This is a genomic window from Pseudoalteromonas atlantica (assembly GCA_007988745.1).
In the GTDB taxonomy this organism is placed as follows: domain Bacteria; phylum Pseudomonadota; class Gammaproteobacteria; order Enterobacterales; family Alteromonadaceae; genus Pseudoalteromonas; species Pseudoalteromonas atlantica.
Window position 1 is genome coordinate 83,699 of sequence record BJUT01000009.1, and the last position, 13,801, is coordinate 97,499.

Sequence of the window (13,801 nt, forward strand, 5' to 3'; positions counted from 1 at the left end):
AAAATAGGGAATTGACACAGTTGTTTACATTATAAATAGCCGATGGGCTCTTATATTTAGTGGCTTTGGGGCATAATCTAAGCGAGTTAGTATTAAACCTAATAACAAATTTGCTCAATTTAAAAAGGGACAACAATGAAATTTAAATTACTAGCAACAAGCTTAGCGGTATCGCTGGCATTAACAGGCTGCGCAACACAGCAAAGCGAAAACACCCAAGCGGCACAACAACAGCAAACAACAAAAGCTGACGAACGTGTATTTTCGCAAGAGTACTTAATCGAAGAGCTTGATAACGGCTTGCGTGTAATGGTTGTTAAAACTGATTACCCCGATGTAGTCTCGCTGCAAATTCCGGTATCGGTTGGCTCGCGTAATGAAGTAAAAGCAGGTAAAACCGGTTTTGCTCACTTTTTTGAGCACATGATGTTTAAAGGCTCTAAAAAATTTCCGCAAGACGAATACACTGCCATATTTAAAAATGCAGGGGTCGATAACCGTGCTTACACCACTAACGATTACACAAACTACCATTTAAACTTTTCAAAGCAGCACCTTGATAAAGTACTTGAAATTGAAGCCGATATTTTTCAAAACTTAACCTACACCGAAGAGCAATTTAGAACCGAAGCGCTAACGGTTAAAGGGGAATATTTAAAAAATAACGCCAGCCCAATTCGTAAGTTATTGAGCGCAGTACGCGAAGAAGCGTTTGATACACACACCTATAAACATACCACCATGGGCTTTTTTGAAGATATAGAAGCCATGCCAGATCAAATGGCGTACGGTAAAGAATTTTTTGATAAGTTTTATAAGCCTGAATATGTATCGCTAGTGATTGTGGGCGATATTGACCCACAAGCCACAATGGCTATGGTTAAAAAACATTGGGGTGGCTGGGAAAAAGGCGATTACGTTGCCGATATTAAAGCTGAGCCAAAGCAGCAAGCACCTAAATATGTACATGAGAAAAACGAAGGTTTGCCTGGTCATTGGTTGCTTGTATCTTACAAAGGGGCTGCATGGGAGCCTGCTAAAAAGGACAGAGCCGCACTTGATTTAATCTCACAGCTTTATTTTTCTAAAAACTCCGATTTATACCAAGAGCTAGTTGTTGATAAACAAATAGCGAGTCAAATGTTTACCTACAATCCAGAGACAAAAGATCCTGGCTTACTGCATGTATTTGTAAAAGTAGAAAACGAAGATGATTTAGCAAAAGCACGCGATGCTATTAACCGCACTTACGCAAAAGCACGTACCGAACTTGTTGATGAGCAAAAACTAAGTGATTTAAAGTCTAACCTTAAATACAGCTTTATTAACGGCTTAGACTCATCGCAAGCGATTGCATCAACACTTGCAAGTTATATGCATTTTGAGCGCGACCCAGAGGTTATTAACCAGCTTTATAAATCGGCCGACAACATCACAGCACAAGATATTAAAGCCGTGGCTAATAAGTATTTTGTAGATGACGCGCGTACTACCGTAACTATGTCGGCACTTGATAAAGCGCCAGGGTTTGAACAAGAAACAAGCTTAAACGCATTAGTAGCTAAGCGTGATAAAGCGCCAGAGGCACCCGTATTTAAAGTGCTTGATAAAACGAATAGCTCGCCGCTGATTGATGTAAACTTTTTATTCAATACAGGGGCTGCTGCAGACCCGCAAGGTAAAAAAGGGGTTGCTGCGCTCACAGCCGCTATGCTTGCTCAAGGTGGCTCGCAAAGTACGAGTTACAAAGATATACAAAAAGCGCTTTATCCGCTTGCTGGCAGCTTTGGTTATCAAATAGATAAAGAAATGCTGTCATTCCAAGGGCGTATTCATAAAGATAACGCTGCCACATGGTATGCGCTTGTAAGCGATCAATTACTTAACCCAGGCTTTAGAGACGATGACTTTAAACGCCTTAAAAAAGAAATGATCGACGGTATTAAATCGGGATTAAAAGCCTCTAACGATGAAGAGCTAGGTAAAGAAGTGCTTTACAGCGCACTTTACAAAGGCCACCCATACGAAAGCTACAATTACGGGGATATTTCGGATTTAGAAGCATTAACGCTTGATGATGTAAAAGCCTTTTACAACACAGAGCTTACCCAATCTAAACTAACACTGGGTTTAATTGGTGCTGTGCCAAAAGCGCTTAAAGCAGAAATTATGAGCGACTTAGCAACCTTACCTAAAGGCGAGCAAAGCCGTTTAAGTATTCCTGATGCGCCAGAGCTCAAAGGTCACCATGCAACGATTGTAGAAAAGTCGGCGCAATCTACTGCGGTATCGTTTGGTTTCCCAATTAATACTATTCGCAGTAGTGAAGATTGGACAGCCCTTTGGCTGGTACGTTCGTACTTTGGTGAGCACCGTAGTTCTAACTCATACCTGTATGAGCGAATTCGTCAAACACGTGGTATGAACTACGGCGATTACGCTTACATTGAGTACTTCCCACGTGGCATGTTTCAAACTAAGCCTGATGCAAACTTAGGACGTTCTGAGCAAATATTCCAAATTTGGTTACGCCCGCTGCGCTCTAATAACGATGCACACTTTGCAACACGTACCGCGTTGTTTGAGCTGGATAAGCTTATTAAAAATGGCTTAACCGAAAAAGACTTTGAAGCAACACGTAACTTTTTAATTAACTACGTACCACAGCTTGTCGCAAGTCAAAACCGCCAATTAGGTTATGCACTTGATAGTGAATTTTATAACACAGAGTCGTTTGTAAAATACGTGACAAGTAAACTTGAAAAGCTAACGCTTGCTGATGTTAATCGCGTGATTAAAGATAATCTGCAAACAGATAACGTACAGTACGTGTTTATTACCGGTGACGGCGAAGACATGAAAAAACGTTTAGTGTCAGAGCAAACATCGCCAATGGTTTACAACACAGAAAAACCAGCAGCGCTTGTTGCTGAGGATAAAGTCATTGCCGATTATAAATTAGCTATTCCAGCTAACAACATTGAAGTAATGGCTGTTGAAAAAGTGTTTCAGTAATTAATCTCTTTTTCTAACATATAAAAATGCCCCAGTGCTTATAGCCTGGGGCATTTTTATTTAATTAGTGCTATTAAAGCGTAGTATTAGTTAGTCGCTAAAAGCACTGAGCCTGCGCCTAGAGCAAAGCTTATTAAGGAGCTAATAACAACCCCCGCTAAAAAGCTTTTAGTTGGCGTACTTTTAACGTCATTATTTATAGGCTCATCAAGTTTAATTAGCTCGCCTTGGCGTACTTCAAGTACCGCGCAAAGCGCCATAGTGGTTTCTTTAGAAGCGGCGCCTTCTTTTTCTACCCGTTGAATGGTCCGCAAACTTACATCGCAGGCATCTGCGAGCTGTTGCTGCGTCCAATCTAACTTACTTCTAAGCGATTTAACTGTTGTAGGATTTAATTGCACGTTAAAGCTTCCCTACAAATAGTTCAACAATAGTTGCCGTTGTATAGCCAAACACCGCGCCACCTAATGTACAGCCAGCAAGAAAAAATGCTGCCTTTTTAGGATCGTCTGAAAGACTACTTTGAACTTGTTTGGCTATCACACTGCTATTTTTATAAAGAGTGCACTCCAGACGCCCTGTAAGTATATTAAGCATGTCAAATTTTACTTGGTACTGTGAGCCCTCAAAAGCAAAAGAGTGTGTGCTTGCACAGTAGATATTTCGTTTTTTACTGAATAGGTCATCGTTTACAAATACTTCTTCTTTACCAGTAAAGTAGCTTCCAAAACAGGCTATTTGATTGTCGCCATCTTGAAAGTAAAATTTATAACCAAGCTTTTTTGTATTCAATATATCGTTTTTCATCATCGTTATCCTTGTTGAGTTGATGATGCTAATTTAGCGTTTGTTTTTATTTTTTACGCCGTCAGTAGTATGCCAGTAGCTAGTTTGGCATATGACAGTAACCCTGTCATGCTGCTTTAGTATCTGATTTTTAATGTAAAAGTAAAATTTTTATATTTTTTATAGACTACTTAGCTGTCATACGGAGTATTACTTCACATTAATAAATTATGCAACTAGCGTGAAGTAAAGTAACAATATTGTGTTAAAAAATTGTTATTGATTATACTGATTAACAACAAAGCTAAAATGGAAAGCTCGTGATTGACGATAAAGCGTTTTTTAAGTTGGTACTAGATACCACGCCCGACCAAGTAGTGGTTATTAATTCTAACGGCGACATAGTTTATATAAACCGAAGCTGGCAAAACTTTGGTGAGCAAAACGACTGTGCCTGCTGTGATATGTGGGAGCAGCAAAATTACTTAGCAGAGTGTGAAAAAGCTGCTAAAAAAGGAGATAGCTTTGGTTTAAAGGCATTTAACGGCATTAAATCAGTTATTTCGGGGGCTAATGACGACTTTTATTTAGAATATCCATGTCATAGTGAAGATGAAAAACGTTGGTTTATGATGCGAGTAGTGTCGTTTAGCCATACCGATAAAGCGTATTACGCTATTAGCCATCAAAATATTACCGAGCGTAAACTGGCTGAAGAGCAAGTACAAAAACTTGCCGCTATTGATGGCTTAACTGATATTGCTAACCGAGGCTTTTTTGATACCTTTTTAGAGCAAGAATGGAATCGTTGTCAGCGTTTAGGTATGCCGCTTTCGTTGGCTATAATTGATATTGATGATTTTAAATTACTCAATGATACTTACGGCCACCAACAAGGCGATACATGCTTAAAAAGGGTGGCTAAAGTACTCAATGAATTTACTAAACGCCCAGGTGACTTATGTGCCCGTTTTGGTGGTGAAGAATTTGTTTTAGTGTATGGAAATACAAACTCAGATCAGGCCTTGTTAGTATTGAACGATATTTTAGAAAAATTAAAACAGTTAAACATTGAAAATAAACATTCATTACCCAGCCAAACCCTTACAGTGAGTGTAGGCCTCACTACTATTACACCCAGTAGTGACTTTACCTGTGCGTATTTAATCAAAGAAGCAGACGATTTACTTTATAAAGCAAAAGATAAAGGAAAAGATGCTTTGTGTGTGAGTGATTTAGCACTCATATAATTTTTTTACTCTTAGTTATACCTAATAACCAGAACAAATAACTAAGGCGTTAACACCTTAGGCTTTAAATCCGTTAAACTTAGGAAAAGGCTCTTTTTATATCAATTTAAGGCAGTGTAGTATTATGCGTCATGAAATTTGGCAACAGCTTCGCAGTGAAGCTAATGAAGTTGTAACTCGCGAACCACTTTTAGCAAGTCATGTGTATTCATGCATTTTAAACCATGAGTGTTTAGGTTCGGCGTTAAGCTTTATTGTTGCTAATAAGTTGGCAGATGCTGTTGTATCGGCTTTTACAATACGTGAGTTGTTCGACCAAGCGTTTGTAAAGTGCGACCGTATGCTTACCTATGTGGCCGAAGATATTAAAGCCGTTAAAGACAGAGACCCGGCAGCCGAAACCTACCTTACGGTTATTTTAAACTTAAAAGGGTTTCATGCTATTCAAGCGCATCGTTTAGCTAACTGCTTGTGGCAGCAAAACCGTAAAGAGCTTGCTCGTTTTATTCAAAGCCGAACCTCAGAAGTGTTTGGGGTTGATATTCACCCTGCGTGTCAGGTTGGTAAAGGGATAATGTTTGACCACGCCACCGGTATTGTTATTGGTGAAACGGCGGTAATTGAAGATAACGTATCAATACTGCAATCGGTAACGCTTGGTGGTACGGGTAACGAGCAGGGCGACCGTCATCCTAAAATTAGAGCCGGTGTGCTTATTGGTGCAGGCGCTAAAGTGCTGGGTAATATTGAAGTAGGCGAGGGCGCACGTATTGGCGCAGGTTCAGTTGTTTTAACTGCGGTACCGCCACATACCACCGCTGTAGGCGTACCGGCTAAAATTATTGGCAGACCGGATTGCCCGTGTCCGGCGCAAAGTATGAACCAAAACTTTTTAACCACACCAGAGCCTGAAAACGAATCACACACCAGCGCCATGCTGTAATAGCAGCCTGTATAAATAAAAATAATTTTAAAAGGAATTAAAATGAACAAAAATAGCTTATTAACACTAGGGATAGGATTTATTGCGGGTGTAGGTTTAACGTGGAGCTACTTTAATTTATCTTCAAGTGACGCAAACCCCGCAAAGTTACAACATGCTGATACAAAGCAGCAGGCACCTTTTGTTCAGCCAGTTAAAAGCAGTGAAGCAACAGCAAAGCGTGTTATACCAGCAGCCCCTGAGCAAAGCGCTCGTATAGAGCAAAAAGATAATCCCCCTAAACCAGAACCACAACCGCTAGATGAGCTTCCTTTAGAAGAGCAAGTATCGCAGCTTAAACAGCAATTAGCAGCGCAAAAAGCCTTGATGAAAAACGCAGCGCAACAGCTGCGTGACCCCTCTGATGCACAAGCCGTTTTACAAGCGCAATTTGATGAGCAAATACGTAATGAAGAGTGGGCTTATCAAACAGAAATAGCTTTACAAGATTTTTTACTTACCTCTGATCTAAGCTCTATCCCAGAGATTGTTAGTGCAGCGTGTAAAACCACCGTATGTAAATTTGAACTTGCTGCACCTACTGATAACGACTCGTTTTATCATACCCAATGGCGAGAGCTAAACGATAAGTTAATGAAGCAAGAGTTTTGGTTGCAATTTAAAAGAACAACCTCAACGTCAAGCGACACCGAGCTAACCTTACTAATGGCCACAGAGCTTTAACTGAAAGAGCTTTACAACACCGTTGATTTTATAGCGCCATCGGCCAGCTCTGTAATTAGCACGTCACCCGTTTTAATGTGATCTACCGATTTAACCACTTTGCCTTGTTGGGTTTTGGTTATGCTGTAACCGCGCGCTAAAACATTAAGTGGGCTTACCGAGTCAAGCCTACTCGCTTGCAGCGCTAAGCTATTTTGCGCGTGTTGCAACTTGTGCTGCATTGCTTGTTCAAGCCGAGTTTGTATCTGCATAAGCTGATGGCTGGCTTGTGATAACTTTTTATCAGGCGATTGACGCATTAAACGCGGGGTTAAATTATTAAGCGTGCGCTCTTGTTGGTAAAGGCGATTGCGAATGCCTTGTTGTAAGGCAATAGTTAGCTCATCTAATCGCTGCGCTTTTTGATTAAGTTGATTGCGCGGATGACACAAGTTAAGCCGATGCTGTAACTGTGTTGCTAGTGCGCGCTTATCGGCCATATCGTGTTTAAAGGCATTATTTAACCGGTTAATGAGCTCAATAACCTTACTATGTAGCTCTTGCGTGTTAGGGCTGACAAGCTCAGCGGCTGCTGAAGGCGTTGCTGCGCGTACATCGGCAACGTAGTCACTGATGGTTGTGTCTATTTCGTGGCCTACCGCACTGACTATGGGTAATTCACTTTGATAAATAGCACGCGCAAGTTGCTCATGATTAAAGCACCATAAATCTTCTAACGAGCCACCGCCTCGCCCTACAATAAGTACGTCGACCTCATTGCGTGCATTGGCTAACTGTATTTGGTTAATTAAGTGCACATGAGCTTCTTTGCCTTGCACCATGGCTGGGTAAATAATGACTTCTAATTGCGGTGCGCGGCGTTTAAGTACGGTTAATATATCTTTTATAGCAGCGCCCGTTGCTGAGGTTATTACACCTACACGGTTTATATTTTGCGGCAGTGGTTTTTTATAGGCCGAACTAAACAACCCCTCAGCGGCTAGGCGCATTTTTAATGCATCAAACTCTTGTTTAAGCTGGCCTTCACCGGCAGGTTCCATATGCTCAACAATAAGCTGATAATCACCGCGTGGTTCGTAAAGTGAAACACGGGCTCTTACTGTTACTTGTGCGCCGTTTTCGGGGCGGTAACTTTGAGAGCGGTTATTGCCGCGCCACATAGCCGCTTTAATTTGTGCTTTTTCATCTTTTAATGAAAAGTACCAGTGCCCAGAAGCAGGGGTAATGAAGTTAGAAATTTCGCCTGTTAAAATTAGCGATGCAAAGCCCTGCTCAAGAACTGTACGAATCTCTCTGTTAAGGCGCGATACGGTGTAAACCGTTTGCGAAGGCTTCGAAAACATAAAAAACAACCTAAAACTATTATGAGGCAAGTTATAAGGCAAGTTTATCATAAATATTTGCGAAATATTATTTACGAATGCCCACAACGCTGTTAAAATTTGGCCGCAATTCCTTATCTTAGATCCACATGTGAGAAGTTGCCAAAATGCTTAGAATCGCTAAAGAAGCTCTTACCTTTGATGACGTACTTTTAGTACCTGGTCATTCTACTGTTTTGCCGCACACGGCAAATATTTCAACTCGCTTAACGCGTGGTATCAAACTTAACTTGCCGCTTATTTCAGCATCTATGGATACTGTTACAGAAGCTCGTTTAGCTATTGCCCTCGCGCAGGAAGGTGGTCTTGGTTTTATCCATAAAAACATGACCATTGAAGAACAAGCGAGAAACGTACGTAAAGTTAAAACCTATGAAGCAGGTATTGTGTCATTCCCTGTTACTGTGTCTGCCGATTTAACCATTGCAGATGCGACGCTTCTTTCGCAAGAAAAAGGGTTCTCGGGTTTCCCGGTTACTGATAGCGAAAATAACCTACTAGGTATTGTTACTGGTCGTGACATGCGTTTTGAAACGAAGCTTGAACAGCCTGTTTCTAGCGTTATGACTAAAAAAGACAAACTGGTAACGGTTCAAGAAGGCGCATCGCGCGAAGAAATTTTAGGTTTAATGCACGAACACCGCATTGAAAAAATCTTAGTGGTTGATGATGCGTTTAAACTAAAAGGCATGATCACCGTAAAAGATTACCAAAAAGCGCAAGACAAACCACATGCATGTAAAGACGAGCTAGGTCGTTTACGTGTAGGTGCTGCAGTTGGTGTTGGCGCAGGTACTGATGAGCGAATTGCTGCATTAGTAGAGGCGGGTGTTGATGTTTTACTTATCGATACTTCACACGGCCACTCGCAAGGTGTTATTGACCGTGTTTCTCAAACTCGTGAAACTTACCCAGATTTACAAATTATTGCCGGTAACGTTGCTACAGCCGAAGGCGCAATTGCCCTTGCTGATGCAGGTGTGGATGCGGTTAAAGTAGGTATTGGCCCAGGTTCTATTTGTACTACGCGTATTGTTACAGGTTGTGGTGTGCCACAAATTACGGCTATTTCTGATGCGGTAGATGGCTTACAAGGGCGTGACATTCCAGTTATTGCTGATGGCGGTATTCGTTTCTCTGGCGATATTGTTAAAGCATTGGTTGCGGGTGCATCGTGTGTAATGGTGGGTTCAATGCTTGCTGGTACTGAAGAAGCGCCAGGCGAAGTTGAACTTTACCAAGGCCGTTACTACAAATCTTACCGTGGTATGGGCTCATTGGGTGCGATGGATCAAAAAGAAGGTTCGTCAGATCGTTACTTCCAAAAATCTAACCAAGCTGACAAATTAGTACCAGAAGGTATTGAAGGTCGCGTCGCTTATAAAGGTCCAATTGCAACGATTATTCATCAGCAAGTGGGTGGCCTTCGTAGCGCAATGGGATTAACGGGTTGTGCCACCATTGAAGAGCTAAATACTAAACCGCAGTTTGTACGTGTTACATCTGCAGGTATGGGTGAGTCGCACGTCCACGATGTGCAAATTACCAAAGAAGCGCCTAACTACCGCTTAGGTTAAACAACACGTTTAAATTACGGGGCTGGAATTACCAGCCCTCTTTTATAGCCACTAAGCAAATTAGTGGAATCTAGCATCTACTTTACGAGATCCTTCATGAGCAAAGATATTCACGATTCACGAATTCTAATTTTAGATTTTGGTTCGCAATACACTCAATTAATCGCGCGTCGTATCCGCGAAATTGGCGTTTACTGTGAGCTGTGGGCATGGGATGTAACCGAAGAGCAAATTCGCGAATTTAATCCACAAGGTATTATTTTATCTGGTGGCCCTGAGTCAACCACACTAGAGAACAGCCCGCGTGCACCTGAATACGTGTTTAACGCTGGCGTGCCAGTGCTGGGTATTTGTTACGGCATGCAAACCATGGCAGCTCAACTTGGCGGCAGTGTACACAGCTCAGATAAAAAAGAGTTTGGTTATGCACAAGTAGAAAAAGTGGGTAACTGTGCATTATTCGATGCAATTGAAGATCATATTACCGATGGCGGCAACGGCGTTTTAGACGTGTGGATGAGCCACGGCGACAAAGTAATGGAAGTGCCGGCAAGCTTTAGCACCTCAGCTAAAACACCAACGTGTCCGCATGCTGCTATGTCTAACGAAGAAAAACGTTTTTACGGCGTACAATTTCACCCAGAAGTAACGCACACTCATCAAGGGCAACGTTTATTAGAGCGTTTTGCAATTGATATTTGTGGATGTGAAAAGCTATGGACACCTGCCAAAATTATTGATGATGCTATTGAGCGCATTAAAGAAACCGTTGGCGATGACGAAGTTATTTTAGGCTTATCAGGAGGTGTTGATTCATCTGTTGTAGCAATGCTGATCCACCGTGCAATTGGCGAAAACCTAACATGTGTATTTGTTGATAATGGCTTACTTCGCTTAAACGAAGGTCAGCAAGTTATGGACATGTTTGGCAATAAATTTGGCTTAAACATTGTTAAAGTAGACGCTGAGGAGCAATTTTTAGCTGACCTTGCAGGCAAATCAGATCCAGAAGAAAAACGTAAAGCCATTGGCCATACGTTTATTAATGTATTTGATGAGCAAGCGAAAAAGCTTAAAAATGCGAAGTGGTTAGGTCAAGGGACTATTTACCCAGACGTAATAGAATCAGCCGCTTCAGCGACAGGTAAAGCACACGTAATTAAATCTCACCACAACGTGGGCGGCTTACCAGATGACATGAAAATGGGCTTAGTTGAGCCATTACGTGAATTATTTAAAGACGAAGTACGTAAAATTGGCTTAGAGCTTGGTTTACCGTACGACATGCTTTACCGCCACCCATTCCCAGGGCCAGGTTTAGGTGTACGTGTACTTGGCGAAATTAAAAAAGAGTACTGTGATTTACTACGCCGTGCTGATGCTATCTTTATTGAAGAGCTACACAAAGCTGAGCTTTATCATAAAGTAAGCCAAGCGTTTACTGTATTCTTACCTGTTAAGTCGGTAGGGGTTATGGGCGATGCACGTAAATATGATTGGGTTGTGTCACTACGTTGTGTTGAAACTATCGACTTTATGACGGCGCGTTGGTCACATTTACCGTATGAGTTTTTAGGTGTGGTTTCTAACCGTATCATCAACGAAATTGACGGTATCTCACGTGTTGTTTACGATATTTCTGGTAAACCACCGGCCACTATTGAGTGGGAATAACACCCGTCTTTACTAATGGTTAATGCCTTTTAGATAGCAAACATAGTTTTGTTATCTAAATAATAAAAAGTCCGCTTACACGGACTTTTTTTATGCCTAAAAACCGTTAGCTCTTGCCCACTAAACTCATTAAGTGAAGTGGGCTAAGCGGGTTTATTTTGCAGGAACGGGCGTAGGTTGCTCGGTTTCTGTAAGTAGCCCTTTAACTAGGCTAATACAGCCTAAAATTAAAATAATAGTAAAGGGCAGGGCGGCGATAATAGTAATGTATTGCAATGCTTGAATTGAATCGGTGCCACCAATCCACAGCATTAACATAGCAATAATACTGGCAATAACGGCCCATACTAGCTTTTGCTTTATAGGTACTTCTAGTTTTCCGCCTGATGTAAGGCTATCTATTACAATAGAGCCGGAGTCGAGGGTGGTGACAAAAAAGATAATTATTAACGCCACAGCTAAAAGTGAAAGCAGCGTACCAAATGCATAAGCATCTAGCATATAAAACAAGCTAAGCGTTACATCTGTAATGCCTTGGTTTGCGCCAAGTACCCCAACTTCATTTATAATTTGATCAATCGCAACACCACCAAAAACCGACATCCAAGCAGTAGTTACAAGAGTAGGAATGAGTAATACATACACTAAAAATTCGCGTATGGTGCGCCCTTTTGAAATACGCGCTACAAACATACCAAAGCAAGGTGCGTATGCAACCCACCACGCCCAATAAAACACAGTCCAGCCATGTAGCCACTGCGTATCTTCTCGGCCTGTGCTGTAGCTTAGAGGAATGATATTTTTAACATAACCTATTACTGCAGTGTATGCAGAATCAAGTACCGTGGTAAAGTTTAAAATAAACACTAAACCCAGAAACACAAAGGCTATGCCCATATTTATATTACTTAGGAGTTTAACGCCACCATCCATACCGCGCACAATAGAGAGGATAGCCAAGCTCATAATTAATAAAATAATGCCTTGTTGTAATAATAAAGAGCTTTTAAAGCCGAGCACGTGGCTAATACCACTGGCAGCTTGTGCTCCGCCTAAGCCTAACGACGTAGCTAGACCAAAAAGGGTTACTAATACCGCCATTACATCGATAACATCACCTAACTTGCCCCATACTCTATCTCCTAAAAGCGGATAAAATATTGAGCGCATAGAAAGCGGTAAGCCTTTGTTATAAACAAAATAGGCTAGGCATAAAGCGGTCATACCGTAAATTGCCCACGCGTGCAGACCCCAATGGAATACAGTAGCCCCTAAAGCCATTTCTCGGCCTTGCTCGGTAAAGGCTTCTGCATTGAGAGGCGTGCCAAACCAGTCGGTGTAAAAGGCGGTGGGCTCAGCCACGCCCCAAAAAATTAGGCCAATACCCATGCCTGCAGCAAAGAGCATAGATACCCACGATAAGGTTGAATAGTCTGTAGTTGCTTTATCGCCGCCAAGACGAATTTTACCCAACGGTGAAGCGGCAATACCCACTGCAAACAGCAGTAATATATTGGCGCCCCACATAAATACGTAGTCAAAATTAGTTAGTGCGGCATTTTTTATTGAGTTAATCGCCTCTTTAGCTTCGTTAGGCGAGAGGGCAAGTAGAGTAATTATAAAAAGTAGAGATAGGCCAATAGAAACAGAAAATACATTAGTATGAATATCCATGCCCCATTTGCTAACGTTATCTTGTCCTACTTGGTAATCGGTTGAATCGATACTGTATTTTTTTGATTTAAACTTCATATAACACGGCGTGAACTACCAGCAACTGCTAATAGTAAAGCTCCTCCATATTTGCATTGTGAATGACCCGCGTAAGTAAGATACATGATGAAATATGCAATTAGGTGGTAATACCAATCGACTTAAATACTTAGTCTTTCTAGCGAGCTAAATAAAGCGCTAACAGCGTTATAAATTTCTCAGGTAGAGCAACTACATGTAAAAATTAATGCCTTGTAACCGCTCTATTTATCTGTCGCTATAAGCGACTAATAACTTAACACGATTGGTATAACGCGGATCCCCTAGACGCTAAACTGTATCATAAATGCTGCCAATGTTATTGATTTGTTTATGTATACAGCAACTCCACCAAGCTAAATCGCTATAAAAATAACTAGCAGCAAGTGTAAATACACCATGCTAGCTAAAGCATTTAACACTTAAGAAGGAATTTACAGCATAGCGTTTGGGCTAAGCGTAGGTAAAACAGTACGGCGGTTATTAAGCACGCACGGTTTTAAAGCACATACTGCAGTTTTAATTACGCTAAGCTGAGCAGCATTTATTTTTTTAAAGGTGAGTGCTGCTAAAGCTAAAGTGGCTTTACAGCGCTATTTAGCTTGCTAATTCAGCGTTTTGTATAATTAAAAAGCAGTTAAACTAAAAAGTTAATTTTTTACTTTACCTTTTCTAAAAGGTCTCTATAATTCGTCGACA

10 protein-coding genes are annotated in these 13,801 nt (G+C 41.3%); 6 read left to right on the plus strand and 4 right to left on the minus strand.

Annotated elements, in window-relative coordinates:
* Positions 1 to 135 precede the first annotated feature (135 nt).
* A complete protein-coding gene (locus PAT01_RS06640; protein WP_154945192.1) occupies positions 136 to 3,015 on the plus strand; it encodes a M16 family metallopeptidase in 2,880 nt (959 codons plus the stop codon).
* Positions 3,016 to 3,101: 86 nt separating this feature from the next.
* Here the strand turns inward: PAT01_RS06640 and PAT01_RS06645 are convergent, their stop codons facing one another.
* Together PAT01_RS06645 and PAT01_RS06650 are read right to left on the minus strand one after the other, a co-directional pair.
* On the minus strand, positions 3,102 to 3,416 hold the full coding sequence (locus PAT01_RS06645) for a helix-turn-helix transcriptional regulator (RefSeq protein ID WP_054982750.1): 315 nt from the start codon (positions 3,414 to 3,416) through the stop codon (positions 3,102 to 3,104).
* Between the two features lies 1 nt (position 3,417).
* Positions 3,418 to 3,825: a hypothetical protein gene (locus PAT01_RS06650; protein WP_054982749.1), complete on the minus strand. Its 408-nt coding sequence runs from the start codon at positions 3,823 to 3,825 to the stop codon at positions 3,418 to 3,420.
* A gap of 296 nt (positions 3,826 to 4,121) precedes the next feature.
* On the opposite strand from PAT01_RS06650, the gene PAT01_RS06655 reads away from it, so the two are divergent.
* The 3 genes from PAT01_RS06655 (at position 4,122) to PAT01_RS06665 (ending at position 6,717) form a co-directional block, all read left to right on the plus strand.
* Positions 4,122 to 5,051 carry a sensor domain-containing diguanylate cyclase gene (locus PAT01_RS06655; RefSeq protein ID WP_126008007.1) on the plus strand — a complete coding sequence of 310 codons (930 nt, stop codon included), beginning with the start codon at positions 4,122 to 4,124 and terminating at the stop codon, positions 5,049 to 5,051.
* Between the two features lie 124 nt (positions 5,052 to 5,175).
* Positions 5,176 to 5,994, plus strand: a complete 819-nt coding sequence (gene cysE / locus PAT01_RS06660) for a serine O-acetyltransferase (protein ID WP_004586131.1) — start codon at positions 5,176 to 5,178, stop codon at positions 5,992 to 5,994.
* Positions 5,995 to 6,036: 42 nt separating this feature from the next.
* Positions 6,037 to 6,717 carry a hypothetical protein gene (locus tag PAT01_RS06665; RefSeq protein WP_154945193.1) on the plus strand — a complete coding sequence of 227 codons (681 nt, stop codon included), beginning with the start codon at positions 6,037 to 6,039 and terminating at the stop codon, positions 6,715 to 6,717.
* An 11-nt stretch (positions 6,718 to 6,728) separates the two neighbouring features.
* Here the strand turns inward: PAT01_RS06665 and xseA are convergent, their stop codons facing one another.
* Positions 6,729 to 8,060, minus strand: a complete 1,332-nt coding sequence (xseA, locus tag PAT01_RS06670; RefSeq protein WP_154945194.1) for an exodeoxyribonuclease VII large subunit — start codon at positions 8,058 to 8,060, stop codon at positions 6,729 to 6,731.
* A 146-nt stretch (positions 8,061 to 8,206) separates the two neighbouring features.
* Between xseA and guaB the strand changes: the two genes are divergently transcribed.
* The gene (gene guaB, locus PAT01_RS06675) at positions 8,207 to 9,676 is read left to right on the plus strand and encodes an IMP dehydrogenase (RefSeq protein WP_004586134.1); all 1,470 of its coding nucleotides are present in this window, start codon (positions 8,207 to 8,209) and stop codon (positions 9,674 to 9,676) included.
* Between the two features lie 96 nt (positions 9,677 to 9,772).
* Positions 9,773 to 11,350 carry a glutamine-hydrolyzing GMP synthase gene (guaA, locus tag PAT01_RS06680; RefSeq protein ID WP_154945195.1) on the plus strand — a complete coding sequence of 526 codons (1,578 nt, stop codon included), beginning with the start codon at positions 9,773 to 9,775 and terminating at the stop codon, positions 11,348 to 11,350.
* A gap of 153 nt (positions 11,351 to 11,503) precedes the next feature.
* Here guaA and PAT01_RS06685 read toward each other — a convergent pair whose 3' ends face one another.
* A complete protein-coding gene (locus PAT01_RS06685) occupies positions 11,504 to 13,102 on the minus strand; it encodes a BCCT family transporter (protein WP_055252828.1) in 1,599 nt (532 codons plus the stop codon).
* Positions 13,103 to 13,801 lie beyond the last annotated feature (699 nt).

Excerpts from the sequence above, each read along its gene's own strand:
- PAT01_RS06640 (WP_154945192.1), top strand. The coding sequence starts at position 136 with ATGAAATTTAAATTACTAGCAACAAGCTTAGCGGTATCGCTGGCATTA.
- PAT01_RS06650 (WP_054982749.1), bottom strand. The coding sequence starts at position 3,825 with ATGATGAAAAACGATATATTGAATACAAAAAAGCTTGGTTATAAATTT.
- cysE (WP_004586131.1), top strand. The coding sequence starts at position 5,176 with ATGCGTCATGAAATTTGGCAACAGCTTCGCAGTGAAGCTAATGAAGTT.
- PAT01_RS06665 (WP_154945193.1), top strand. The coding sequence starts at position 6,037 with ATGAACAAAAATAGCTTATTAACACTAGGGATAGGATTTATTGCGGGT.
- xseA (WP_154945194.1), bottom strand. The coding sequence starts at position 8,060 with ATGTTTTCGAAGCCTTCGCAAACGGTTTACACCGTATCGCGCCTTAAC.
- guaB (WP_004586134.1), top strand. The coding sequence starts at position 8,207 with ATGCTTAGAATCGCTAAAGAAGCTCTTACCTTTGATGACGTACTTTTA.
- guaA (WP_154945195.1), top strand. The coding sequence starts at position 9,773 with ATGAGCAAAGATATTCACGATTCACGAATTCTAATTTTAGATTTTGGT.
- PAT01_RS06685 (WP_055252828.1), bottom strand. The coding sequence starts at position 13,102 with ATGAAGTTTAAATCAAAAAAATACAGTATCGATTCAACCGATTACCAA.